The sequence below is a fragment of the Pseudomonas sp. R3-41 genome (assembly GCF_054161485.1).
In genome coordinates this window covers 5,005,415-5,030,230 of record NZ_CP096421.1, presented here as the reverse complement: position 1 = coordinate 5,030,230, position 24,816 = coordinate 5,005,415, and the positions used below count along the sequence as shown (strand labels likewise).

The following is a 24,816-nucleotide window of genomic DNA, read 5'->3' as shown; positions in this document are numbered from 1 at the left end:
CAGCCCAGCTGTCTCTTTCTTTAAGCGTATCAGCCATCTATCAAGGCTGGATTACAGATGTCATGGCTCCCCCGGAACAATGTGGGAGCGAGCTTGCTCGCGATAGCGCCAGATCAGGCGCCACCCAGTCGAGTGATGGATATTTAAGGAGATGAATGAACAGACTCATCCTGATATTCGCAATGCTGGCATTGGCAGGTTGCACCACAAGCGCCAAAACCCACGCGGTGCGTGGTGTCAGTGGTATCGAGGTCGACTGCTCAGGGTTGGGCTCTGGCTGGGAGAAGTGTCATAAGAGAGCCGCAAGAGAGTGCAAGGGCGCTGGCTACAAGGTCATTACCCGATCCGACGACGCGAAGGATAACGATCAATACCCCTTTGGTTTTAATCCGGCTGGCTATTTGACTCGCACGATGCTGGTCATCTGCCGATAGCGAGAGAAATCTCCCGGCCATCATGGAAAGAAGCAACAGGGGAGCAAAGAAGAATGTCAATACTCGGGCTGTTCAAATCCCTCCGGTCATGCTAAAACCTTTTCAAGCGATTTTCCTAGCTGCTTGAAAAAGAAGGGAAAAATATGACGAAGTCGGAGTTGATCGAACGAATTGTCACCCATCAAGGGCTACTCTCATCCAAGGATGTGGAGCTGGCCATCAAGACCATGCTTGAACAGATGTCCCAGTGCCTGGCTACGGGTGATCGTATTGAAATCCGTGGTTTCGGCAGCTTTTCCCTGCATTACCGCGCCCCGCGGGTAGGTCGCAATCCAAAGACCGGCCAGTCCGTCAGCCTTGATGGAAAATTTGTTCCTCATTTCAAGCCGGGTAAAGAGCTTAGGGATCGGGTGAATGAGGAGGAGGGGGATGAGCTGTAACGATTCGGCTAGCCAAGGGGAAGCTCATGCGCAGTCCTAAACGATTTGTTATTGCCGCTCTGGCTCTGCTTGTGGTGGCAGCCGTCGTTCTCTTTATGCTTGAAAATACGCAGCCTGTCGCGCTGTCGTTCCTCGGCTGGCCGGCCCCGCAACTTCCTGTTTCAGTTTGCGTGCTAGTGTCACTTCTCGCTGGTATGATGGTTGGCCCGTTGCTCGCGTGGTTCATGGGAGCGCGTAGGCGATTGAAATGAATGGATGTGTGGCCCAGCAGTCTTGGTAAGGATCACTGTCTACAATTTTTTCTGACTTTGGGTGCGTTTTGTTCGTATTTAATTTAGCTCAGTTTGCCGCTGTGTCCGGCGTGGCTTTGCCCGTCTTGCCTTTTGATGCGTTTGGTGTGCACGCGAACGCGATGCCAAGCGAGGCTTTCCATGCAGAATGATCGTATTGATGCGCGTGATTCTGACGAGATTGATTTGGTTGAGCTTGTTCGGGGGCTCTGGGCTCAAAAATGGCTGATTCTGGGTGTTACTCTTCTGGTTACTGTTGGGGCTGGCCTTTACGCCTTCCTTAGCAAACCTGTCTATGAAGCCAAGCTTTTTATCATGCCCCCTACTCAGAATGATATTGCTGAGTTGAATTATGGCCGTGGGAAAAGTACAGAGCTGTCCCCTTACCCGATCGAATATGTTTATGAGGTGTTTGCCCGTAATTTGCAGAGTGCATCACTTCGACAAGTCTTTTTCAATGAAATCTATCTTCCCTCGCTTGATGAGTCCCAACGCAGAGGCTCGGTTGATCGTCTGTACGAGCGTTTCTCCCGCGAGTTAGTTGTCAAAGGGCCTAGCAAGAGTACTCCGGACCGCTTCTCTGTTGTTGTTAAAGGTAACGATCCGGTCCAAGCAACAAACTGGGCAACAACATATGTCCAACGCGCCAGTAAAGCCGCTAAGACTGAGCTGATAAAAAACGTTACATCCGAAGCGTCAGTTAGATCTCGCAATTTGGAGCAACGGATCGTCAGTTTACGTGAGACCGCGCAGCGGATTCGCGAGGACCGAATTCAACAACTCCGTGAAGCGTTGAAAATTGCTGAGACAATAGGCTTGACTTCGTCGACAATAAATTCCGGCGCAGCAGTGGATATTACTGTAGATACAGGTAATAAACTGGACTACCAACGGGGAAGTAAAGCCTTGGCGGCAGAGGTCGCGGCGTTGGAATCAAGATCCTCTGATGACGCTTTTATATCAGATTTACGGTCGTTACAGATGCGATATTTTTTTTATCGTAAGTTGAATATTGATCCGGACACTATTTCCACTTATCGCCAGGATGGCAGCCTTGAGGTCCCGGAAACTCCCATTAAACCTAGGAAATTTTTGATAGTGGTCGTGGGAGTATTTTTTGGGTTAATTATTGGTGGGTTGATTGCTTTTATTCGATTGCGCTTCGATCATATTTTTCCCGATCCAAAAAGTGATCGGGTGAAAATTAAATAAATGAGGTGGCTTAAGTAAAGAATTGATAGTTGATTTTTTAAGTAACTAGGTGGGGCTTAATGCCCCGCTGTTTTGTTATTAGTGTTTGTTAAATTCGCTAGCGGATGTGAATTTACCAACAAATAGCCGCTGTTCGATAATGCCGGGTGTTTCGGTCCCTGTGATTACCATGCGGCACTGATACCACCAGATTTATCAGTTCTAGGTTGTGCTGGGGTTGTTGGAGGCGAGAGGAGTAGGGCTATCATTAGCATACAAACCGAACTAAAAACTAATCAATTATTTAGGGATAAGAAAGCTAGCACCCAAGATTATCCAGGCAGCGGCAAGCCTTGGAAGCGAATCCTCCAATATTTGAATGCGATGATGGCGACAATAATATTGATGTTGCTCAATCTTTAATTAGAGGCGGGGTGGGAGTTACGCTCTCGGGGACAGAATAGTTGTTCTGCATGACAAATGTTCAATGAGCTGATGGCTAGCAACGATGAGGAATCTGTCGCAAGGGGCTGCTTAAATTGAAGAGAATAAATTTAGATTGTTCGGAGTTTAACAGGATTTTCGGAAACAAGATATTCTGTACGGTAGCATGAAGGAATGCCTCCTAATGGAAGCAATAAATTTTGAATTCATTCGTTAATTGGGTTTGACTATGCGCCAGCTGAAAGATATAAAACTTGCCATTATCGGTCTCGGATATGTTGGCTTACCGCTCGCAGTCGAGTTTGCCAAGCGCCGTTCTGTGGTTGGATTTGATATCAACCAGAGTCGTATTAATGCACTGAAGGCTGGTCGAGACTCCACCCTTGAGGTAGATGATAAAGAACTTAAATCTGCTGCCTATTTGAGTTTCTCTACCGATCCCTGCGACCTCTCTGAATGTAATGCTTTTATTGTCACTGTGCCAACACCCATTGACCAATATAATAAGCCTGATCTGACCCCATTAATTAAAGCATCAGAGTGTATTGGTAAAGTCTTGAAGAAGGGCGATTTGGTTATCTATGAGTCAACGGTGTACCCAGGCGCGACGGAAGAGGACTGCGTACCAGTTCTTGAAATGGCTTCGGGGCTAAAATTTAATGTCGACTTCTATGCGGGTTATAGCCCAGAGAGAATTAACCCAGGAGACAAAGAGCACCGTGTTACTAACATTAAAAAAGTGACATCCGGCTCTACTCCTGAAGTTGCCGATTTGGTTGATGCGCTTTACAACGAAATCATTATTGCAGGAACGCATAAAGCTAGCTCTATACGAGTCGCCGAAGCCGCGAAAGTAATTGAAAATACTCAGCGCGATCTAAACATTGCTCTAATTAATGAATTGGCTATCATTTTCAATAAGATGGAAATTGATACTGAGGCCGTGCTCCAGGCAGCAGGTACCAAGTGGAACTTTTTACCTTTTCGGCCGGGGTTAGTGGGTGGTCACTGCATAGGCGTCGATCCTTATTATCTTACCCATAAAGCTCAAGCTATTGGATACCACCCAGAAATAATTCTTGCTGGGCGTCGTCTTAACGACGGAATGGGCGCTTATGTTGTATCGCAATTAGTGAAAGGCATGCTTAAGCGAAGGATTCACGTGGATGGTGCGAAAGTTTTGATCATGGGCTTGGCATTTAAGGAAAACTGCCCTGATCTACGTAACACGCGTATTGTAGATATCGTTCGAGAGCTTGCGGAATATAATATCGCTGTTGATGTATATGATCCATGGGTCAATAGTGAGGAGGCCCAAGAGGAGTACAATATTTCCCCTGTTCAGGAGCTTTTACCTAATACGTATGATGGGATAATATTGGCCGTAGCCCATGAGGAGTTTCGTAACATGGGGGCCAGAAAAATTCGGGAATTAGGTAATGAAAACCATGTCATATATGATCTCAAGTATATATTTAATTCCAATGAGTCGGATATACGGTTGTAATAATTAAAAAATCGCCTTTTGTTGTTTCTGTACTTAAAGATAGCGTTACAAGTCAAAAGGCGAACTTTGTTATATGCAAACTTAAAGGGTGTTGATATATGGGGCAGTATGAGCTCTTGATAAATTCGTTAGTTTCCAATCCCAAGACATGGCTTATTACTGGCGTTGCTGGCTTCATCGGCTCCAATCTGTTGGAAGTCCTTTTAAAGGCAAACCAGAATGTCGTAGGTTTGGACAATTTTGCAACTGGACACCAGCATAATCTTGATGAAGTTCGAGAATTAGTAACTGGAGCGCAATGGTCTCGATTTACATTCGTCTATGGTGATGTTCGCGATATCAGAGATTGCCAGTTAGCATGTAACGGAATCGATTATGTACTCCACCAAGCTGCGTTAGGTTCTGTCCCTCGTTCCCTTGTTGACCCGATAGCTACGAATGCTACTAATATTGATGGCTTTCTCAATATGTTGGTAGCTGCCCGTGATGCTAAAGTAAAGAGCTTTACCTATGCGGCTAGCAGTTCGACCTATGGAGATCATCCAGGTTTACCAAAAGTTGAGGATAAAATTGGAAAGCCGCTTTCCCCATATGCAGTTACAAAGTATGTTAATGAGCTTTATGCTGAAACATTTGCTAGGAGTTTTGGATTCCGCACTATTGGCTTGCGTTACTTTAACGTTTTTGGACCGAGACAAGATCCCAACGGCGCTTATGCAGCTGTAATACCAAAATGGGTAGCAGCCATGATAAATAATCAGGAGGTTGTAATCAATGGCGATGGCGAAACAAGTCGCGACTTTTGTTATATAGATAATACGATTAGGGCCAATATATTAGCGGCAGCTGCTACGGAAAATTGTGCGCTGAACCAAGTCTATAACGTCGCAGTGGGTGGACGGACATCTCTCAATCAACTAGTTGAAATGATTGCGAATGCATTAAGTGCGAAGGGAGTTGTGTACGATAAAAAACCGCGCTATCAAGAGACTCGAGTTGGCGATGTTAAGCATTCGCAAGCTGATATCAGTAAGATAAAAGATAAACTAAAATATGAACCTGCCTTTGATATTGTAGAAGGGATGGTGCGGACAGTAGATTGGTATGTTGCCAGAGTAACGAAAAACTGACGAGCAAATCATGAAAGTATCTTTTTTAAAGGAATACGTCTTAACATTAGGGACTGCTCTCGCGGTGTCAGGATTTTCATTTGTTCTTTATAAACTAATGTTGATTACCTACTCCCAAGTGGGGCTTGATTATTTTGCAGTTATTCGAAGATACCAAGCAGCACTCGTACCTTTGCTTATGCTCGGTTATGGGGTTATGTTACCTAAGGCCATAGCCGCTAAGAAAATCGATAGTGGTACTGTTAATTTCGCCTTATTGACCTCGGTATCGTGCTTTATACTACTATCATTTTTTTCATATCTCACTGATGAAAGGTATTTTTATGCCTTGTTATTTTCCGGGCCAATAGTTATCACGGGCTTTATATATTGTATATATAGAGGTTTGCAAGACTTTAAATTGGGGGCGGTTTCGAATGTTTGTTTTCTAATTGTTTTGCCGCTAATATCTTTTTTTGCCACTTCAAGTTTGAAGTTTTTTATTGTTATATATTTTTTGCTTTCAGCTTTTTCTTTTGTATGGTGGTATTTTTTAATTTCTCCTTCTCGAATTGTTTTTCCAGGTAACAAGGCGACGATAGGAAACAAATTATTTTTTATTATGAGTTTGGCTCGCGTTCCTGGAGATTTTTTTAACCAGTTTATATTTGTACTGCCTGTGGTTTTCGTAGATGGAACAAAGTATTCGTCGGGAGAGCTATCATTGGCGATTGCTGTAATGATCGCGTTTGCAATTCCATTAAGACCAATCAGTACCATTTTGTTAGTAAAAATAAGTGCAGGGGGAGGAAATAAGCGAGAGTTTGTCAGGTCGCTTATGATTTATATTGTACTATCTGTTGTCGTCTCAATAGGGTTCTATTTTTGTTGTGATGTCTTTAATTATTTTTATTACAACAATGATTCATTTGGCGATGTGCTGAAGTCTCTAACTTTTGCTGTTCTCTTGAATTCATTGTATGTCTTGCTTAGAAGTTACGCTGATGCGAAATTTGATAAGCCTGTATTGTCTTATATAAATGCAGTTGGCCTGTTGATTTTGACGCTATTATTGGTCTCGGGGGTCGATGTGGTCATGAGCTTGATATTTAGCCTTTCCGTTAATATGCTCTTATTGGGTGGGCTTTTGTTGTCTAGGAATTTGTCATGGACGGATTGATTTTCTTTGTAGTTAGCTGTTTTATATTGTTGACTCTCGCGATGGGGAGCAGTTTTTTTTCAAAAAAAGAAGGGTTGTTCTCTACTTTTTTTGTGTTTTCAATCGGTGCAATGGTCTACTTCTATCTCATACCCTTAGAGTTTACAATAAATGGTGCAGAAGGGTACGTGAAGCATGGTTTTTTTGTGGAAGTTTCTAATATTGCGAATTTTGTAGTGTTTGAATATTTGCTGAGTATTGTTTTTTTTGCGATTGCAATCTTTATAACTAAGTTGCCAGTTTTCAGTGTGCGTCGGCTTGGTCCGGAATGTGTGAGTTTTAGTTTCTTCAGGTTGATGATTATAACGGCACTGTTTTTATATTTTTTTCGCGCACAAATATTGTTGACGTTGAATGCATACGAGCAGGTTGCGCAAGTTGCTTACTCGAATCAGCTTTATTCATTAATAAAGTATGTTTTGCTTCTTAATTTTTCTGTTATGGGGGTGTTGCTAGTAAGCGCTAACAAACAGGTGGTCGGTTGGTTTTGTTTGGCGGTTCCTATATTCGCAGGGCTTATTACTAGTGACAAGAATCCAATACTTATATTTTTAATTTCGATGGGAATAATTTTTCTGAACGGAAAGATTAAACTTAAAGTTTTTTGTTTGTATGCTCTTGTAGGCCTTCCTTTAATTTATTTAATATTAAACTTGATCTTTGCTTTTTCATTTTGGCGTGCCGGCTTTGATATCGGCGAGTCTCTAAATATGAGTTATGAAAACTTTTCGTTTTCTCGTATTGATCCAGCTGGTCCTTTTGTATCCATATCAGTTTCCGTTGATACAGATGAATATAGGCTGGGTGGTACTTACCTAGACAATTTACAGCAGTTTTTACCAAAGTTTATTTTCTCAGAGAGGCCTCCCGGAATATCTGATGCATTTGCCATTGAAATGATTCCTGCGTGGGTGGAGGGACAAGGGCTTGGTTACTCACCTTTGGCCGAAGCAATAAATAACTTTGGTTATTTTGCCTTTATACACTTTTTTATTCTTGGTTTGTATTGGGGAATAATGTGGAAGGTGTTTATATTTTTCGGACAGCGATGGTTGTCTTTCGACGTGTGTCAGGTCTTCTATAAGACTTATGGTTTTTATTTGTTGATGGTTGGTTTTAGAGTTGACAGTCTTCACTTTATGAAGGTGGCGCCGCTTTATGTTATTCTAGGATTTATATGTTTGATGGTTTTTACTAGGGTGAAAAAATGAAAGTATTATGGTTGCACAATTTTGATCCGAAAATAAAAAATTCCGGTGTATTTATGCACCAGGCCTTCAATCATATTCAGAATAACTATAATAGAAATTTTAGAATCGAGATGTTGTATCTGGGAAACTTAAGGAATCCCATAAATATAATTCGTGCGATATTTAAGGTGTATTTTTTAAGTAAAGATTATGATTTGATACATGCGCAGTATGGATCAATGTGTGGTTTTATCTCTAGTTTTGCACGGGGGAAAAAAATTATCACGTTGAGGGGGTCCGACTGGTATAGGAAAAAACGAGGAGCGCTTAAAGTCATACTGCATAATGTTTTTCAGAATGCGCTTACGTTATATAGTCTTAAAAGATATGATAAGATCATTGTTGTTTCTGAATCTATGGGGAGATCCGTGAGGTCTAGATTTCCTAATTCCGAAATTGTAGTAATTCCGAGCCCTATTGATTGTGAAAAATTCAAGCCTCTGGATAAAGCTGTATGTCGAAGTCGTTTGAATATGTGCCAAGAAGATAAAATTTTTCTCTTTCCCGTAATGAATGCTCTTAACTCGGTGAAGAGGCCGCAGCTAGTTGAAGAAGTAAAAAAGTATCTTCCTGCACACATTAAAATTATCACTGCCACAGGTGTAGATCATTCTCATATGTGTGAGCTATATAATGCAGTAGATGCGGTACTGCTTCCTTCCGAATATGAGGGGTGGCCAAACGTCATCAAAGAGGCGTTGTTGTGCAACGTCCCTTTCATCGCTACGGATGTCAGCGATCTGAGAAGTATCAGTGAGCGTTATCCGAGTTGTAAAATTGTCGAGCCGAATGCACAGAGTATTTGCGCGGCTATCATATCGTTTGAGTCCAATCAAGAACCTTTAAGATTGGCGGTGTCTTGGATGTCGCTGGAGTTTCTTAATGAAAAAATGTTAACCGCGTGCTATTCGGGATAATGTCTGATGATTATTGTCTATTTGCATCAATACTTTAAGACGCCTGATCAAGCTGGCGGAACTCGTTCCTATGAAATGGCCAAGCGTTTAGCTCAGTTCGGACATGAAGTTCATATAATAACTTCGTCAAATGAAGGCGCTAAATCTCGTTGGCAGATGAGAGAGATAGAGGGGTTCAAGGTTCATTCAATATGCGTGCCCTATGATAATAAAATGAAGTTCTGGCAGAGGATCAAAGCTTTTGTTTCTTTCTCGCTTCAGTCTTCTAAAAAAGCTATTACGTTTAAGGCAGACGTTATTTTTGCTACAAGTACCCCTCTGACTATAGTGATTCCTGGATATATCGCTTCAAAATTCTCACGTTGCCCAATGGTTTTCGAAGTGCGAGATCTTTGGCCAGAAATTCCCATCGCTTTAGGATACTTAAATAATCCGTTGCTACAGTTTTCTGCTAAGTGGTTGGAATCATTCGCATATAGCAAAGCAACAAAAATTGTTGCGCTTTCAAGCGGAATGGCACGTGTTCTTGTAAGTCGAGGTCTAAAAAGTGAAAAAATCTGCACGATTCCGAATAGTTCAGATCTTTCATTGTTCGATCCGGCTCGTTTGGAGTTAGGGGTATTCCGTGGACGATTTCCTGAAATTGGTACAGGACCAATTGTACTTTATCCTGGAACGTTGGGGGTTGTTAACGATGTTTCGTATCTTATAGATATCGCAAAAAGCAGTAGAGAAAACAACAGTGATGTAAAATTTGTTGTTGTAGGGGAGGGGGCCGAAAAAAATAAGTTACTTGACTATGCGTTGAGTGTTGGGGTGCTTGGGAAAAATTTCTTTATATTTTCGGAAATGCCCAAGAATGATCTGGTGTATGCATTTAGGGATGCAGCGTTGATCGTATCGTTGGTGGCCGATGTTCCGGAGCTGGAGAATAATTCAGCAAATAAGTTTTTCGATGCCCTAGCTTCAGGGACACCAATTGCTATTAACTATAAAGGTTGGCAATACAGTGAAATTCAGCAGCATGCTGTAGGGTTATGCTTATCTAGGAGTATTCAGGTTGCCGTAAATCAGTTGTCTGTATTTTTATCAGATCCAGAGCGGGTAAAAATAACAGGTGAGCGTGCACGGGTTCTAGCAGAACAAAAATACTCGAGGGATATATTGGCTAAAAAACTAAATGATCTATTATTAAATAGTGTGGGCTAGCAGGGCTTAAAATGAAGCGTATATTTGATGTGTTTTTTTCGATGTTCGGGCTTTTGGGTCTATTACCGATAATTTTGGTTTGTGCTATTTTGATTCGCTTCAAACTTGGCGGCCCGGTATTTTTTCATCAGCTTAGACCAGGTTTGAATGGAAAACCCTTTAAAATGATTAAGTTTCGGACTATGCGAGAGTTAAACGACGCTTCCGGTCAACCTCTTCCTGATGCATTGCGCCTTACATCTTTTGGAAGCTTCCTGCGCTCTACCAGTTTAGATGAGCTGCCGGAGCTCTGGAATGTACTTTTGGGCGACATGAGTCTTGTGGGTCCCCGCCCTTTGCTTCTAGAGTATTTACCGCTTTATAGCCCTGAACAATTGCGTCGACATGAAGTTAGACCCGGTATCACGGGGTGGGCGCAGATCAATGGTCGTAACTCAATAAAATGGGAAGATAAATTTGCTCTCGATATCTGGTATGTCGATAATCATACCATTTGGTTGGACGTAAAAATAATATTTCTTACTCTAAGGAAGGTGGTGCTCAGAGAGGGTATTGCGGCTGAGGGAGAAGTAACCATGTCTAAATTTAAGGGAGAACAATAGTGAACCAGTTGGCAATATTGGGTGCTAGCGGACATGGTAAGGTGGTAGCGGATACAGCCGAGTCTTTGGGTTGGGGGGCGGTGATTTTTTTCGATGATGCCTGGCCGATATTGCAGCATAATGGTGTTTGGCCTGTTCGAGGGAATACTGATACCTTGATGGAAACACTTGATATGTTTTCGGGCGTCATCGTCGCCATTGGCGATAATCAAACTCGACAGGAAAAAATGAAAGAACTGATCGAGCTTAATGCCAAGCTCGTCACGCTTGTGCATCCCTCTGCTACTGTGAGCCAATATGCAACTATCGGCCCCGGCTCTGTAGTTTTTGCGGGTGCGATAGTCAATGCAGGGACTCACGTTGGACTTGGTGCTATTCTAAACACCGCATGCAGTGTTGATCATGATTGTATTTTAGGTGAGGTTGTTCATATTAGTCCTGGAGCGCGACTTGCTGGATCCGTGACGGTGGGGGATCTATCTTGGGTAGGGATTGGTGCTAGTGTGAAGCAGAAAATAAATATAGGCAGCAAAGCTATTGTTGGTGCTGGAGCTGCGGTGGTACATCATGTAGAGGCAGGTCATACTGTAGTAGGTGTTCCGGCTGTACCCTTGATTAGTTGAATTATATAATTTTTGCTAGGTGGCACTTGTTTTGTGTCGCTGACTATCTATATAGGTAAGGTTGTGCTTAATACTCCATTTTCCCCTTGGCCTTCTTTCACCGATGAAGAAGCAGATGCGGTACGAGCAGTCATATTGTCTAATAAAGTAAATTATTGGACCGGACAGCAGTGTCGTGAGTTTGAAAAAGAATTTGCTGCTTGGGCTTGTGTCAATTACTCTGTCGCTGTTGCCAACGGCACAGTGGCTTTGGATCTGGCCTTAAAAGCGTTAGATATTGGCAGTGGAGACGAGGTTATTGTTACATCTCGTACGTTTCTCGCTTCTGTGTCAAGTATAGTTAACTGCGGTGCGACTCCTATTTTTGCTGATGTTGACCGAGATACGCAGAATCTTACAGCTGACTCCATTCGAGCGGTGGTGACCTCTCGGACCCGAGCAATCATTTGTGTCCATCTAGCGGGTTGGCCTTGCGATATGGATCCAATAATGTCTTTGGCTAATGAGTTTGCTATTAAGGTAGTCGAGGATTGCGCGCAGGCTCATGGTGCTACATACAAAGGAAAGCCGGTAGGTTCTATTGGAGATATTGGTGCTTGGTCTTTTTGCCAAGATAAAATCATGACAACTGGTGGTGAGGGAGGGATGGTAACCACCAATGATCGTGAGCTATGGTCTCGGATGTGGTCGTTTAAAGATCATGGGAAGAGCTGGGAGGCGGTATACGAGCGAGAACATCAGCCCGGCTTTCGGTGGCTCCACGACAGCTTTGGAACCAACTGGCGGATGCTTGAAGTGCAAGCGACGATTGGCCGAATCCAGCTAAGTCGGATGGAGAGCTGGCATTCAAGGAGATTGTATAACGCTCAAAAAATCTGGGAACGTGCACAGGGATGCGATGGTTTAAGGGTACCAGTCGTTTCGAACAATGTTGTCCATGCGGCATACAAATGTTATGTTTTTGTGCGACCTGAGAAGCTTAAAGCTGACTGGAATCGTGATCGAATCCTGGCTGAAATTTCCAGTCGTGGAGTGCCCTGTTTTTCGGGATCATGCTCCGAGGTTTACCTAGAAAAAGCATTCGATAACACATTTTGGCGTCCTGCCCAACGATTGGAAGTGGCTAAAGAGTTAGGTGAAACTAGCCTTATGTTTATGGTGCATCCTACATTGACTGAATCAGAAATCTCTAAAACCTGTGATGTCTTAGAGTCTGTAATGAATGAAGCAACGAATTAATTGGCTGGCAGCTATCTTGTATTAAGTGTTTTCAGCTTAATGCACATGCTCAAAATTTTATAGATTTCGTTGCTGCCTTCTGCTTTCCGCTCTTTTCTATAGGGGAGCGGATTGGGGTAATCAGAGACGAAACGTTGATGGATATGGCGATCGCGGAGGAGTCATTTAAAAAGTGATGAGTGATCGCGCGGTATTTTTCATAAGTCAGTAGCGTATGCCGCCCAGTTTACTACTTTGAATTGTTTCGAATTGGTAATTTCAAATAGGCCGTATGACGCGTTGAAGCTCCAATTGATAATGTTGTTCGATTAGGATTGTACTTGCTAGATGGAAATCAGTGAAACGTACTGGATCTTGGGTAGGTATGTGCAGGGTGTGTAAATGCTTAAGGAAGAGAGACCTGACAGCTTGAATCCAGCTTTAGACGAGGCTCGGTACTGGACGTGTATATTTTTTTTTCCTTGATTGTCTGTGGTTTTTCGGCGGTGCTAACTTGGTTATTAGGGCGTTACGCACTGCCGCGGAGCTTCATCGATAGTCCAAATGCTCGTAGTTCGCACGAGACTCCAACACCTCGTGGGGGCGGGATAGCATTCGTCTTTAGCTTTATATTTGCACTACCGCTCTTGGCAGTCGCTGATTTACTGCCTTGGAAAACTGCGTGGGCGATGTTGGGTGCGGGGGCAGCGGTGGCCATACTTGGTTTTCTTGATGATCACAGGGACATCTCCATCCGTTGGCGATTGTTTGGGCATTTCGGGGCGTCAGTTTGGGCGCTTTATTGGTTAGGTGGGTTACCAGCAATTACAATGTTTTATCTTGTGATCGATTTGAGCTGGCTAGGAAACGTTCTTGCGGTTTTTTACTTGGTTTGGATGCTCAATCTTTATAATTTTATGGACGGTATAGATGGTATTGCATGCGTTGAAGCCATCTGTACTTGTCTTGGCGCTAGTTTTTTGTATTGGGTGTGTGGCTTCGATACGCTCATCGCGCCGCCGTTGCTGCTCGCAATGGCAGTGGCAGGCTTCATCTACTGGAATTTCCCTTACGCAAAAATTTTTATGGGAGACGCGGGTAGCGGATTCCTTGGCATTATGATGGGCCTGTTTTCAGTCCAGGCAGCGTGGGCTTCCTCCCAGCTATTGTGGGCCTGGCTGATTCTACTTGGTGTCTTTATTGTTGACGCATCATTCACTCTGTTACGCCGTCTATTACGAGGTGATAAGGTATATGAAGGGCATCGCACTCATGCTTATCAATTTGCTTCTCGCCATTATGGTACACATCCCCCTGTGACCTTTGCGGTTGCTGCGATTAATTTATTCTGGTTATTACCTTTGGCGCTATCTGTTGCACTGTGGAATTGGGATGGGGCCTCGGTTTTATTATTGGCCTACACGCCACTTTTGCTTTTAGCAGTCAAATTTCATGCAGGGGACCTTGAAAAAACCTGATTTTGGAGTAATGTTCATTTTTTTGTATGTAGTGGTTTCAAGTGCGTGGGCACATGGTTGCCCTACGTAGAAATGCTTTTTAGGAGCTGGCCAAGGTGCAAGAAAGGGTTATGGACAAATTAAGGGCCGCCATGCTTGGGTTGCCGAGACGCCATAAGCGCGCGATCCAGGCGGCTACGGATATCGTGTTGGTCTGGATAGCCTTATGGCTGGCTTTCATCGTTCGGCTGGGTATCGAGGAATTGGTCAGCCCTATCAAAACGCATCTTTGGCTTTTTGCATCCGCCCCTATCATCGCCATTCCGATTTTCATCCGCTTTGGCATGTATCGTGCTGTTATGCGCTATTTTGGCAATGACGCATTAATCACTATTTGCAAGGCGGTTAGCCTCTCTGCCTTGCTCCTCGCGTTGCTTGTTTATTGGTACAGCAACCATAAAACCATGGTTCCCCGCTCCATTATCTTTAACTATTGGTGGTTGAGCTTGATAATGATCGGTGGCTTGCGGTTGATGATGCGTCAGTATTTCCTGGGGGATTGGTTCACCGCTGCCCAGCATGTGCCGTTTACCAGCCGTGATGACGGGCTGCCAAAAGTTGCCATTTATGGGGCGGGAGCCGCTGGTAATCAACTTGTGGCAGCGTTGCGCATGGGGCGAGTGATGCGCCCGGTTGCTTTCATCGACGATGATAGCAGTATCGCAGACCGTGTCATTGCCGGGTTGCAGGTCTATGAGCCCAAACATATCCAAAAGATGATCGAGACCACGGGGGCGCAGGAAATTCTGCTAGCTGTTCCATCTTCGTCTCGAGGCCGTCGACGGGAGATATTAACGCTGCTTGAAGGTTTTCCACTGCATGTACGTAGTGTTCCGGGTTTTATGGATTTGGCTAGCGGCCGAGTCAAAGTTGATGATATCCAGGAAGTGGATGTCGCTGACCTCCTTGGGCGCGACCCGGTGCCTGCTCAGGCGGAGCTGCTTGAGCATTGCATTTCGGGGCAGTCGGTTCTAGTGACCGGGGCTGGGGGATCGATCGGCTCAGAGCTTTGTCGGCAAATCCTGGCGCTCAAGCCAAAAATATTGATACTGCTTGAGCATAGTGAGTTCAATCTATACAGCATTCTGTCAGAGCTCGAACCGCGAATCGCCCGAGAATCCTTATCAGTTCGTATGTTACCCATCCTAGGGTCGGTACGGGATCAGGACAAGTTGCTTGACGTGATGAAGACCTGGAATGTTGACACGGTCTATCACGCCGCCGCTTATAAGCATGTACCCATGGTTGAGCACAATATTGCTGAAGGTGTCTTGAACAACGTGATCGGGACGTTGAACACCGCACAAGCCGCGCTGCAGGCGGGCGTATCGAATTTTGTATTGATTTCCACCGACAAAGCCGTACGCCCCACCAACGTGATGGGCAGCACCAAGCGCCTTGCAGAACTGACCTTGCAGGCCCTGAGCCGCGAACTGGCGCCTGTGCTGTTTGGCGATAAGTCCAATGTCTCGCGCGTTAATAAAACCCGCTTCACCATGGTCCGGTTTGGCAATGTACTGGGCTCGTCAGGGTCGGTTATTCCGCTGTTCCATAAACAGATCAAATCCGGCGGCCCGTTAACCGTTACGCATCCCAAGATCACGCGTTATTTCATGACCATTCCCGAGGCCGCTCAGTTGGTGATTCAGGCCGGCTCCATGGGTTTGGGAGGCGATGTGTTTGTACTGGACATGGGTGAGCCGGTGAAGATTGTCGAGCTGGCGGAGAAGATGATTCACCTGTCTGGCTTGAGTGTTCGTTCGGAAAAGAACCCTCATGGCGACATTTCAGTCGAGTTCACAGGCCTGCGTCCTGGCGAGAAGCTTTACGAGGAGTTGCTGATTGGCGATAACGTTGTCGCGACCCGGCATCCGATGATCATGAGTGCCAACGAAGATCACCTGCCCTGGGATGTGCTCAAGGCCCGACTGGCGGAGCTGCTGGCTGCCATCGAACACGATGACTACGCCAGAGTCCGTCAGTTGCTGCGCGATACCGTCAGTGGCTACGCCCCGGACGGTGAGATCGTCGACTGGATCTACCAGCAGCGTCGCCTCGAACCCTGATTGTTACACACCCTGTAACGTACAGACTTTTGAACAGTCCCCTATCGTCGCCTAAGTTGGAGAGGCAGCTTCGGAAAAGCTGCTTCTCTCTTAACGATGTCATGGAGCGTCATTTATGCGTACAGGCTATTTCTACTCTCTGGTTTTTGCCCTTCTGACCAGCGCTTCTATAGCTGTTATCGCTGCGCCTGCGGTCAAGCCCGAGACAACGGCTACCCCGCAGGCATTGGAAATTTCGGCTACACCGCAAAGCGCCAAGGTGGATCTTAACGGGGCGGATGCCGCTACGCTGCAACGCGAGTTGGCGGGGATAGGCAGGGCCAAGGCTGAGGCGATTGTTGCGTATCGTCAGAGTAATGGCTCCTTCTCATCGGTGGAAGAGCTGCTGGAGGTCAAGGGGATTGGCAAGGCGATTCTCGACAGGAATCGTGACAAGCTGGAGGTGAACTAAGGTGTGAGAGTGAAAGAGGCCGGTCTGGTATGACTGGCCTTTTTGCGTCAGGCGGGGAAAGCCAGGCGATGTCAAAGGCCGAGAGAACGTATTGGGAGATGTCCTTTGGTTCCTACTCTAGCACCTCACTGATCAGGGGCTGGTGCCAGATTGATTGACCACAGCATTCAGGTGATTGCATAGCGAGTATCAATAGTGCTGAGGTCTGGCTCCTAAGGCAGCTCGTAAGGCCTCTTCGGTGGTAACGGGGATGTGAACGCTTCCGTAAAGTGTTCATCGAGATGGTACGCTATATCCTCAGCATGGTTTCCTTCAGATAATATGTCAGCGTACCTATTTCATTGTCATCTGGCCTTTTTGGCTATTTCCACTTCCTCTTGACATGACAAAGTAAGCCTGTACTGACCAAAGCTTGATGCGGCGCTGCCGATGGTTTTCCAATGGCGTAGCGATGTGCAAAAGCGCGGTAAGCGATTGCTGACTACTTTACATAACGCTAAACTTGACGACTTTGCAATCTCATCGGAGATCAGCAATGATTTTCTGATAGCCAGGCGTAGGCAAACATGAGTACTTACCTAAAATATAGGCCAGACATTGATGGTCTACGTGCCGTAGCTGTTTTGGCGGTTGTGCTGTATCACGCATTTCCGAGAAATTTTCCGGGCGGGTTTATTGGTGTAGATGTTTTTTTTGTCATATCAGGGTATTTAATTACTGGCATTCTAATCAAAAGCCTCTCTAGAGATTCATTCAGTATTCTTGATTTCTATGTAAGACGTATCCGAAGGATATTTCCGGCCCTGTTCCTTGTCCTTTTTTCGTGTTTGCTTTTTGGCTGGTTTTTTCTTATAGACTCCGAGTTTCAGCAGTTAGGAAAGCATGCGGCGTCTGGAGCTGGATTTGTTGCAAATCTGGTGCTGTGGAGTGAATCAGGTTATTTTGACTCCGCTGCCGAAATGAAGCCGCTTTTGCACCTTTGGAGTCTCGGGATTGAAGAGCAGTTCTATTTGGTGTGGCCTTTTGTTTTATGGTTAGCTTGGCAGTTCAGGAGAGCATCTTTAGCGCTCGTTCCTGTATTATTGGTTATATCATTTTATTTTAGCGTAACGATGGTTCATGTTGATCCGGTGGGAGCGTTTTATTCGCCATTAACGAGATTTTGGGAGTTGGCCGTTGGGGGGGGGCTGGCTTATTTTAGTGTAAAGAAAGGGATTGGTTCAAACATTCGCTCAGGCTGGATTCCAGAGATATGCGCTTTAGTTGCTTTTGTGCTGCTGGGATTGGGATTTTTACTAATCGATAAAAGTAAAAATTTTCCTGGAGCTTGGGCGTTGATACCTGTGCTAGCAGCATTATTGCTGATCGGGCCGGGTGGCGGCTCGAAAGCAAGTCGCATCGTGCTGGCCAACAAATTTTCCGTTTGGGTTGGTCTCATCAGCTTCCCGCTCTACCTCTGGCACTGGCCTCTGTTATCGCTAGCTAGCGTGACTCAGGGTGAGATTCCAGGTAGTAAATATCGAGCATTGGCCGTTGTCACCTCCTTGGTGCTGGCATGGCTTACATATAAATTTGTTGAAACGCCCGTACGAACATCTTCACGCGCCGGCGCGGTTCTGGTTTTGCTCTTTCTAATGTCTTCCGTGGGTATTGGTGGTTTTTATATATATAAAGGCGGAGCAAAGGATGTCAGGGGGCCTAAGCAAGTGTCTGGGGATTTGGGGCATGAAAAATATTTTGATTATCTGAGCAATAATTACTATACGTGTACAGAAAAGACGGTCAGGGATAATGCTCTTGTTCATAAGGGGCATATAAGGTGTATGCAGTCAAAGCCTAGTTCTAATATTGATATAGCGATTATCGGTGATAGTCATGCTGAGCACCTATTTAATGGGTTGGCAAGGGCTCTACCGAATTTAAATGTTGCATACTATATAAAGGGGAGTCCTCCTTTTGTTAGTAATTCAGAGTTCACGGAAATCTATAATTTTATTATTGGTAGCCACTCAACAAAAAAAGTCCTAATTACTATGCATTGGATCAAGCGCCTTAGGCAGGTTCCACACGATTCCACCGTGGAGCACGAGGTTTTTGCTTCCTCCGAATCGCTGTTGGCAAGTGGAAAAGAAGTATACATAGTTGATGATATTCCAAGGTTTCCATTTGATCCGAGAAAATGTGTAACCGATGCCGAATATCTGAAAAGCGGTTGCACCATTTCCACAAGCGATGCAAATAGAGAGCTAAATGTTTACAGGGAACAGCTTCTAAATGTTTCTAGGCGCGACCCGCGAGTCAAATACATTTCTCTTAGCCAATATGTGTGCAGGGATGACAAGTGCGGGATGGCTAGGAATGGTCATCTACTCTATCGCGATCGAAACCATCTTAATGTTAATGGATCGAATTTTATCGGCGCATCAATCGTTAGAGATAATCCTGGTCTGCTTAAAGGATTTGACGGGTTTTGAATAGACAGTAACTAGGATGAACTTAATATCTGTACAATTAAGTTTGTACTTATCATTGTAAGGTCGAAAGCCGGGATTTTTTTTGTCCGGTGAAAGAATATATCCGGAACCGAGAAGTACTCCTCATTCTCGTGCGCGCGTTATACGACGAAGTTGGGTGAAGTTTAGCCGACAAAATTTTTTTTTCGCAATCTGCACCTTGTTAAGATGGATCTGCGCGGCGACTACAAGCTCACCTGGCGAGGTGAGGACTGTGCAGCCATCGGTCTGAAGTCGAACCATCGTGGTGCGCGGCGAAGAGAGGAGTAGCTATTAGGCGCGTATCGTTGGATGTATAGTTTCGGATAGCTATCTATCATAAGCTGCGCCATTTATGGATTCAAGAATGACATGGATGTCATGTAGTAAACGGCTTGCTACCTGTCTAGAACCATCCAACGATAGGTGCGTTGAGTCAGACAGTAGGAGTTTCCCATTCTCTTTCGTTTTGCAGACGCCTTTATTGCAAAGAGATTTTTCTATATCTACATAGTAGGTATTGGGATGCGACTGAGCAAATTCCTTTAATAGCGAATTAATTTTCACTGAGCTGGTGTCGGCGAGTCTGTAGTTTAGCTTTTCTTCGCAAGGCTGATCAAAGTACGTTGGTCGCATCATGCAGGAAACGGGGTTGAACTGTCGGTCCGGATGTGGGTGCGTTCCAATAATTATAAACTTGCGATTTCCGATATCTTTTCTGGTCTTGGTTAGTATGTCTTCAATAACTTTAAGGTAGGAGATGAAGTTTTCCGTATCCACGAAGCTGCCGTCGTTACGAGAAATAATATTTTTATAGCGGTTCCAGTCATAAGCTACAATAAATGCAAGATTGTTTCCCTTTAGTAGTTTTATGGCGCCTCTGTAGGATACACCGCATTCGGCGCGCGGCTCGTTGTTTCTTTTGACTGTGTATTCATCAGATAACAAACAGCCGTGCCTGAAAATACCATAAATCGAGCGGTTCTCTGATTTTAGTATCTCCCTAAGACCTCCGGCATATTGGTGGGCAAAGCTATCACCAGCTAGCACTCCTATTAACTCACCACCAGTGTCGCCAAGTCTAGATAATGTTTTTATTCCATGTCCACCATAATTTAATATATGGAACTCTGCGGGGTTGTTATAAGGGTGCATAAGGCTCTCTGGGATTCTTGATGGTACTCCGCTAGATGACATCGTATAGGTGTTTGTTGCGCTGATCAAAGCTAGTGATGTTGATATAAATATATATCCCCCAAGCCTCGACGTCCTTTTTTTTGTCATGAATGGCTTTTCAATAAATTTATATAGGGCAATGCCTGCAGCAATAGATGAGATGAAGAGGGTGAGTTTCTCGAGCGTAGTAATTTCCCGAAAAACGTAATACTTGAAGAAAACGATCATCGGCCAGTGCACGAGATAAACTGAGTATGAGATCAACCCCATCGCGACCATAGGCTTTGTCCGCAATATTGCTGCTAATTTACTTTGCTCTCCTGCATAAATACATGCCGCCGCGCCAATGCAAGGAATTAGTCCTAAAAGTCCCGGAAAAGGGGACTGGCTATTAAGGAAGAAGGCAGAAGCGAGGGTAAGAAGGATTCCGGATAGAAAGACGGCTTCAGCCAAAGTCGCATTTTCTCGGATTCGCGGTGTGATTACTAGAATGGCACCGAGTGACAGCTCGAAAATTCGAAACGGCATCATATAGTAGGCTGCTGAGGAATCAATTCCTATCATTATTTGTGATGCGGTAAGGGAGGTCAGCGTAATGATCGACAAGGTCAAAGTGAGTGTGTTTTTTTTACATTTGAGAAGTCCCCAAATTATGGCAGGCCAGATCAGATAAAACTGCCATTCCATTGCCAATGACCAAGTGTGAAGCAATGGTTGTGTTTTAGCGTCGGCATCGAAGTATCCCTGGTTCAACCAAAAATAAAAATTTGAGATCGACAGTAGTGAGTATTGAGCTGATCTGGCCAGGCGACTCAACGATCCTGGATCCATCAAAATAAATCCTGCTACCAAGGACAGGGCGACGGTGATGATTAGTGCGTAAGTGATCCATGATCCCCACATTCCAAGCCCGCATTTGATCCCCGATGCTTCGCTCCCGATCTCTTTCTGGAGCCAGCCCCGCCATGATGCGACCCGACGCCAAAGTCGAAAAAGTGTACCTCTACCCCAAGCCAGTGGACTTTCGAAAATCCATCGATGGCCTAGCCGCATTGGTCGAACTGGATATAAAAGTGGCCGTGTTCGATCCGGTGCTTTTCGTCTTTCTCAACAAGTCCCGCAACCGCGTGAAGATCTTGTACTGGGAGCGCAACGGCTTCTGTCTTTGGCTCAAGCGCTTGGAATCCGAGCGCTTCAAAACGTCGCCCGATGCTACGGACGAGGCGATTATCCTCAGCGTCCAGGAGCTGAACTGGCTGCTCGACGGTTTTGATCTCTGGCGCAACCGTCCTCATCAAGTTTTGACGCCGCGCTACGTGGCGTGACTCGGTATAATCCGGGCCATGATTTCTCTACCCGACGACCTTCCTGATGATCCTGTTTTGCTCAAGCAATTGCTGCTTGAGGCACTCAGCCGCCAGGAAGAATCGGCGCAAGCTTATCAGACCCACATTGTCGACCTGAAAGAACAGATCAAGCTGTTGCGCGACCGTCTATTTGGGCGCAAGTCCGAGCAAACTGTTGAGCCCAACACGCCGCAATTGGCCTTGTTCAACGAGCCTGAAAGCGAACCCATGCCGCTAGTTGGCGACGCTGATGAAGAAGTCGTTGCACCGACACCTCGCCGTGGCAAACGCAAGCCGTTGTCGGCTGAGCTGCCGCGTATCGAAGTTATCCATGAACTGCCCGAACACGAGCTGACCTGTGCCTGTGGTTGCCGCAAACATGCCATTGGCGAGGAAACCAGCGAGCAGCTGGATATCGTGCCGATGCAGATCCGCGTCATCAAACATATCCGCAAGATCTACGCTTGCCGAGGCTGCGAAACTGCACCGGTCACCGTCGACAAACCGGCCCAGTTGATCGAAAAAAGCATGGCCAGCCCCAGCGTGTTGGCGATGCTGCTGACCACCAAATATGTTGATGGCTTGCCGTTGCACCGGTTTGAAACGGTGCTAAGCCGACATGGCATTGATATTCCGCGCCAGACTCTCGCGCGCTGGATCATCCAGTGCAGCGAGCACTTTCAGCCACTGTTGAATTTGATGCGCGACCGATTACTGGAAAGTCCGGTGATCCATTGCGATGAAACCCGCGTCCAGGTGTTGAAAGAGCCGGATCGAGACCCGACCAGTCAATCCTGGATGTGGGTGCAAACCAGTGGTCCGCCGGATCGAAAAGTCGTGCTATTCGATTACACGTCCAGCCGTGCGCAGGAGGTGCCGTTGCGTTTGCTGGAAAGTTATCGTGGCTACGTCATGACCGATGATTACGCTGGCTATAACGCTTTGGCGTTGCAGCTGGGCGTGGAACGCTTGGCGTGCATGGCCCATGCACGACGTAAGTTCGTGGACGCGCAAAAAGTGCAACCCAAGGGCAAGACGGGACGTGCGGATATCGCGCTGACGATGATTAACAAACTGTATGGAATCGAGCGTGAACTCAAGGTAGCCAGTGATGAACAGAGGTTTATCGCCCGCCAGGAAAAGAGCCTGCCGATCTTGGGGCAGCTGAAAGTCTGGCTTGATAAAACCCAATCCCAGGTGACGCCGCAAAGTGCATTAGGCAAGGCGGTGCATTATCTGGCGAATAACTGGAGCCGACTGGAGCGCTATGTCGAAGCGGGTTATCTGCCCATCGACAACAACCCGGCCGAAAGAGCGATCAAGCCGTTTGTCATTGGACGCAAGGCCTGGCTGTTCAGCGATACCGTCAACGGCGCCACTGCCAGCGCAAAGATCTACAGCCTGGTCGAGACCGCCAAGGTCAACGGCCAAGAGCCCTATACGTGGCTGCGCCACGTACTGGAGCGGCTGCCTCAGGCTTCGTCGCTTGAAGATTATGAAGCTTTACTGCCGTGGAACTGCTCGCCAGAAATGCCACGGTAAACCGTTAACCCACTGTTGGGTAGGTGGGGTTTATGGATCGCATACATTAGTGCTGGGTGCAATCGAAGTAGGCGACGTGCGTAGAAATCTGTAAGTGAAAATCGATTAGAAGCTACCGATGTTCTGATTACGGCGGTTATCAAGAAGCCGGATATCACAAAAAAAACATCCACCCCGCTAAATCCCCCGGGTACGCCAAGATCTAAATGAAACAACAACACTAGGATGATAGCTACCGCGCGAAGGCCGTCTATGTCAGGTCGGTAATTTGTGTTTTTGCTGTGCATTAATTCCCTTTCTGTGGCTTCGCCGGGGCAATTTGATTAGGGTAAGATTCTACAAGTGAATGCTGTACGTGTCAGGCCTGACATATGGGCAGCGTATGATGGTGACGCGATTTGGTTAGGAGCGTGAATCGCAATCGTGCGTCCATGATCAAGATCCGGATACAAGACGAGGCCGTTAGGGTGAGCGGGCCATAAATCGCGAAGCATTGGTGGTCAAAAGTCAGCCAGCTTTGATCAGGCGGTCGTACGGAGAAGGATTACGTTCTTCCTGGTGTATCTCGTAATCTGCCTGAGAGGGCGACGTTGCAAGTCGTAGTTAGACGTTAGCGGTGGTGGTGGTATTTTTGTGACGGAAGGGCCGAACGAGGAGAAGCCTATGGCTTATGCCCGATGAGCCGCGTTTCCAGCGCCTAGTCTCCTCGCGATCCGCAAATTCATCACTGGCTGGGCTATGACGACAAGCGCACAGCTCACGAAGCCATGAGCCTTTACCTCGATGATTCCGAGCAACTGCTTCTGCAACTGCTGACTCCCACCCATCACCACTGATCAAGGATCCGCGCCATGCACAAAGACTACCCAGCCGCCTACCAGGTCAGCAAAGGTTCAGCCCTGCAGGTGGACAAACCCTTCTACGACCGTATCCGCACCCAGCAGGACAAACGCAGCCTGATCGAGCAGTTCGAAGTGCCCATCCGCACTGGCCGCGCCTGGCACGTACCCGCCGGTCACGTGTTCCGCGTCACCACCCCAGTAGGGCCGCAAGTGGGGGACTTCAACGTCTGGAACGCCCATGACCCGCGGGAGCGCCTCTGGGCGGCGCGCACCCGTCAGCTTCAGGGCGCTCATGTCAGCACCCATGATCGGTTGTGGTCGAACCTGCCATTCCTGCGGCCGTTGGTGACCATCACCGACGACAGCCTGGCCGGCTACGGCATCGATGAGCATGGTGGACGATTGCATGATCTGCTGGGTACGCGCTGTGATCCGTATGTGAACAAGATGCTGACCGGGGAGGACTTCCATCATCACTGCCATTCGAACCTGACCCGTGCGGTGTTGCCCCACGGCCTGACTGAGTTCGACGTGCATGATGTGCTGAATATTTTCCAGTGCACAGGGCTCAATCATGACGACATGTACTTCATGAAGGCCTGTCCGGCGCAGAAGGGTGATTACCTGGAGTTTTTTGCCGAGATTGATCTGTTGTGCGCCCTGTCCACCTGCCCGGGTGGAGACCTGTCGCTGGCGATGTGGGGGCCGGAGGCGCAGGATCCTCTCAGCGTCTGCCGCCCGCTGGGTGTGGAGATCTATCGGTTGGAGGATTCATTGCTGGAGGGCTGGAGCCAGCCTGAGCGGGCCGCGTACAAGGGGCTGCATGGCTTGCATATTGCCAAGGCGGATTGGGAAAAGTGATGTAGCGGGCGCAGGCTTTTTTGTGGCGAGGGAGCTTGCTCCCGCTGGGCTGCGCAGCAGCCCCAACGGC

The 24,816-nt window shown here is 46.5% G+C and carries 22 protein-coding genes; 20 read left to right on the top strand and 2 right to left on the bottom strand.

What is annotated here, in order from left to right:
* The first annotated feature begins 155 nt into the window (after positions 1 to 155).
* The 17 genes from M1D99_RS21565 to M1D99_RS21485 all read left to right on the top strand — a co-directional run bounded on the left by M1D99_RS21565 (position 156) and on the right by M1D99_RS21485 (position 18,961).
* Positions 156 to 434 carry a hypothetical protein gene (locus M1D99_RS21565; RefSeq protein WP_207964640.1) on the top strand — a complete coding sequence of 93 codons (279 nt, stop codon included), beginning with the start codon at positions 156 to 158 and terminating at the stop codon, positions 432 to 434.
* Between the two features lie 143 nt (positions 435 to 577).
* Entirely contained in the window at positions 578 to 874 is a 297-nt protein-coding gene (gene ihfB, locus M1D99_RS21560) for an integration host factor subunit beta (RefSeq protein WP_003199243.1), read from the top strand.
* 26 nt (positions 875 to 900) lie between these two features.
* Positions 901 to 1,125: a LapA family protein gene (locus M1D99_RS21555; protein WP_458130761.1), complete on the top strand. Its 225-nt coding sequence runs from the start codon at positions 901 to 903 to the stop codon at positions 1,123 to 1,125.
* 180 nt (positions 1,126 to 1,305) lie between these two features.
* Positions 1,306 to 2,376 carry an LPS O-antigen chain length determinant protein WzzB gene (locus M1D99_RS21550; RefSeq protein WP_458130760.1) on the top strand — a complete coding sequence of 357 codons (1,071 nt, stop codon included), beginning with the start codon at positions 1,306 to 1,308 and terminating at the stop codon, positions 2,374 to 2,376.
* Positions 2,377 to 3,028: 652 nt separating this feature from the next.
* Positions 3,029 to 4,306: a Vi polysaccharide biosynthesis UDP-N-acetylglucosamine C-6 dehydrogenase TviB gene (gene tviB / locus M1D99_RS21545; RefSeq protein WP_458130759.1), complete on the top strand. Its 1,278-nt coding sequence runs from the start codon at positions 3,029 to 3,031 to the stop codon at positions 4,304 to 4,306.
* 98 nt (positions 4,307 to 4,404) lie between these two features.
* The gene (locus tag M1D99_RS21540; protein WP_458130758.1) at positions 4,405 to 5,436 is read left to right on the top strand and encodes an NAD-dependent epimerase/dehydratase family protein; all 1,032 of its coding nucleotides are present in this window, start codon (positions 4,405 to 4,407) and stop codon (positions 5,434 to 5,436) included.
* Positions 5,437 to 5,446: 10 nt separating this feature from the next.
* Positions 5,447 to 6,595 (top strand): hypothetical protein, encoded by a 1,149-nt coding sequence (locus M1D99_RS21535; RefSeq protein ID WP_458130757.1) that lies wholly within the window; start codon positions 5,447 to 5,449, stop codon positions 6,593 to 6,595.
* Positions 6,583 to 7,845, top strand: coding sequence for a hypothetical protein (locus M1D99_RS21530; protein ID WP_458130756.1), 1,263 nt, complete (start codon positions 6,583 to 6,585; stop codon positions 7,843 to 7,845). Before M1D99_RS21535 ends, M1D99_RS21530 begins: the two co-directional genes overlap by 13 nt.
* Positions 7,842 to 8,801: a glycosyltransferase family 4 protein gene (locus tag M1D99_RS21525; protein WP_458130755.1), complete on the top strand. Its 960-nt coding sequence runs from the start codon at positions 7,842 to 7,844 to the stop codon at positions 8,799 to 8,801. The genes M1D99_RS21530 and M1D99_RS21525 overlap by 4 nt, the downstream gene beginning before the upstream one ends.
* A 6-nt stretch (positions 8,802 to 8,807) precedes the next feature.
* A complete protein-coding gene (locus M1D99_RS21520) occupies positions 8,808 to 10,010 on the top strand; it encodes a glycosyltransferase family 4 protein (RefSeq protein WP_458130754.1) in 1,203 nt (400 codons plus the stop codon).
* A gap of 11 nt (positions 10,011 to 10,021) precedes the next feature.
* Positions 10,022 to 10,612 (top strand): sugar transferase, encoded by a 591-nt coding sequence (locus M1D99_RS21515; RefSeq protein WP_458130753.1) that lies wholly within the window; start codon positions 10,022 to 10,024, stop codon positions 10,610 to 10,612.
* On the top strand, positions 10,612 to 11,235 hold the full coding sequence (locus M1D99_RS21510; RefSeq protein WP_458130752.1) for an acetyltransferase: 624 nt from the start codon (positions 10,612 to 10,614) through the stop codon (positions 11,233 to 11,235). Before M1D99_RS21515 ends, M1D99_RS21510 begins: the two co-directional genes overlap by 1 nt.
* Before the next feature lie 63 nt (positions 11,236 to 11,298).
* Positions 11,299 to 12,474, top strand: a complete 1,176-nt coding sequence (locus tag M1D99_RS21505; RefSeq protein WP_458132158.1) for a DegT/DnrJ/EryC1/StrS family aminotransferase — start codon at positions 11,299 to 11,301, stop codon at positions 12,472 to 12,474.
* Positions 12,475 to 12,911: 437 nt separating this feature from the next.
* Entirely contained in the window at positions 12,912 to 13,931 is a 1,020-nt protein-coding gene (locus tag M1D99_RS21500; RefSeq protein ID WP_458132157.1) for an MraY family glycosyltransferase, read from the top strand.
* A 110-nt stretch (positions 13,932 to 14,041) separates the two neighbouring features.
* Positions 14,042 to 16,036, top strand: coding sequence for a polysaccharide biosynthesis protein (locus M1D99_RS21495; protein ID WP_458130751.1), 1,995 nt, complete (start codon positions 14,042 to 14,044; stop codon positions 16,034 to 16,036).
* Positions 16,037 to 16,151: 115 nt separating this feature from the next.
* Positions 16,152 to 16,487, top strand: a complete 336-nt coding sequence (locus M1D99_RS21490; protein ID WP_458130750.1) for a ComEA family DNA-binding protein — start codon at positions 16,152 to 16,154, stop codon at positions 16,485 to 16,487.
* A gap of 566 nt (positions 16,488 to 17,053) precedes the next feature.
* Positions 17,054 to 18,961: an acyltransferase family protein gene (locus M1D99_RS21485; RefSeq protein ID WP_458130749.1), complete on the top strand. Its 1,908-nt coding sequence runs from the start codon at positions 17,054 to 17,056 to the stop codon at positions 18,959 to 18,961.
* 348 nt (positions 18,962 to 19,309) lie between these two features.
* Here M1D99_RS21485 and M1D99_RS21480 read toward each other — a convergent pair whose 3' ends face one another.
* Positions 19,310 to 21,058, bottom strand: coding sequence for an acyltransferase family protein (locus M1D99_RS21480; protein ID WP_458130748.1), 1,749 nt, complete (start codon positions 21,056 to 21,058; stop codon positions 19,310 to 19,312).
* Between the two features lie 62 nt (positions 21,059 to 21,120).
* Between M1D99_RS21480 and tnpB the strand changes: the two genes are divergently transcribed.
* Together tnpB and tnpC are read left to right on the top strand one after the other, a co-directional pair.
* Positions 21,121 to 21,480: an IS66 family insertion sequence element accessory protein TnpB gene (gene tnpB, locus M1D99_RS21475; RefSeq protein WP_244651899.1), complete on the top strand. Its 360-nt coding sequence runs from the start codon at positions 21,121 to 21,123 to the stop codon at positions 21,478 to 21,480.
* Between the two features lie 18 nt (positions 21,481 to 21,498).
* Complete coding sequence (tnpC, locus tag M1D99_RS21470; RefSeq protein ID WP_458130747.1) at positions 21,499 to 23,043, top strand: IS66 family transposase; 1,545 nt, start codon at positions 21,499 to 21,501, stop codon at positions 23,041 to 23,043.
* On the opposite strand, the gene M1D99_RS21465 is transcribed toward tnpC, so the two are convergent.
* Entirely contained in the window at positions 22,995 to 23,330 is a 336-nt protein-coding gene (locus M1D99_RS21465) for an acyltransferase family protein (RefSeq protein WP_458130746.1), read from the bottom strand. The two genes, tnpC and M1D99_RS21465, sit on opposite strands and share 49 nt — an antisense overlap.
* A 564-nt stretch (positions 23,331 to 23,894) precedes the next feature.
* Between M1D99_RS21465 and M1D99_RS21460 the strand changes: the two genes are divergently transcribed.
* On the top strand, positions 23,895 to 24,746 hold the full coding sequence (locus M1D99_RS21460; protein ID WP_458130745.1) for an urea carboxylase-associated family protein: 852 nt from the start codon (positions 23,895 to 23,897) through the stop codon (positions 24,744 to 24,746).
* The last annotated feature ends 70 nt before the right edge of the window (positions 24,747 to 24,816 follow it).

Bases quoted from the DNA above. Each gene is read 5' to 3' on its own strand.
- M1D99_RS21565 (WP_207964640.1), top strand. From the start codon at position 156: ATGAACAGACTCATCCTGATATTCGCAATGCTGGCATTGGCAGGTTGC.
- tnpC (WP_458130747.1), top strand. From the start codon at position 21,499: ATGATTTCTCTACCCGACGACCTTCCTGATGATCCTGTTTTGCTCAAG.
- M1D99_RS21535 (WP_458130757.1), top strand. From the start codon at position 5,447: ATGAAAGTATCTTTTTTAAAGGAATACGTCTTAACATTAGGGACTGCT.
- M1D99_RS21530 (WP_458130756.1), top strand. From the start codon at position 6,583: ATGGACGGATTGATTTTCTTTGTAGTTAGCTGTTTTATATTGTTGACT.
- M1D99_RS21490 (WP_458130750.1), top strand. From the start codon at position 16,152: ATGCGTACAGGCTATTTCTACTCTCTGGTTTTTGCCCTTCTGACCAGC.
- M1D99_RS21485 (WP_458130749.1), top strand. From the start codon at position 17,054: ATGAGTACTTACCTAAAATATAGGCCAGACATTGATGGTCTACGTGCC.
- tnpB (WP_244651899.1), top strand. From the start codon at position 21,121: ATGATGCGACCCGACGCCAAAGTCGAAAAAGTGTACCTCTACCCCAAG.
- M1D99_RS21480 (WP_458130748.1), bottom strand. From the start codon at position 21,058: ATGTGGGGATCATGGATCACTTACGCACTAATCATCACCGTCGCCCTG.
- M1D99_RS21550 (WP_458130760.1), top strand. From the start codon at position 1,306: ATGCAGAATGATCGTATTGATGCGCGTGATTCTGACGAGATTGATTTG.
- M1D99_RS21460 (WP_458130745.1), top strand. From the start codon at position 23,895: ATGCACAAAGACTACCCAGCCGCCTACCAGGTCAGCAAAGGTTCAGCC.
- M1D99_RS21515 (WP_458130753.1), top strand. From the start codon at position 10,022: ATGAAGCGTATATTTGATGTGTTTTTTTCGATGTTCGGGCTTTTGGGT.
- tviB (WP_458130759.1), top strand. From the start codon at position 3,029: ATGCGCCAGCTGAAAGATATAAAACTTGCCATTATCGGTCTCGGATAT.
- ihfB (WP_003199243.1), top strand. From the start codon at position 578: ATGACGAAGTCGGAGTTGATCGAACGAATTGTCACCCATCAAGGGCTA.
- M1D99_RS21540 (WP_458130758.1), top strand. From the start codon at position 4,405: ATGGGGCAGTATGAGCTCTTGATAAATTCGTTAGTTTCCAATCCCAAG.
- M1D99_RS21495 (WP_458130751.1), top strand. From the start codon at position 14,042: ATGGACAAATTAAGGGCCGCCATGCTTGGGTTGCCGAGACGCCATAAG.
- M1D99_RS21555 (WP_458130761.1), top strand. From the start codon at position 901: ATGCGCAGTCCTAAACGATTTGTTATTGCCGCTCTGGCTCTGCTTGTG.
- M1D99_RS21525 (WP_458130755.1), top strand. From the start codon at position 7,842: ATGAAAGTATTATGGTTGCACAATTTTGATCCGAAAATAAAAAATTCC.
- M1D99_RS21520 (WP_458130754.1), top strand. From the start codon at position 8,808: ATGATTATTGTCTATTTGCATCAATACTTTAAGACGCCTGATCAAGCT.
- M1D99_RS21465 (WP_458130746.1), bottom strand. From the start codon at position 23,330: ATGCACAGCAAAAACACAAATTACCGACCTGACATAGACGGCCTTCGC.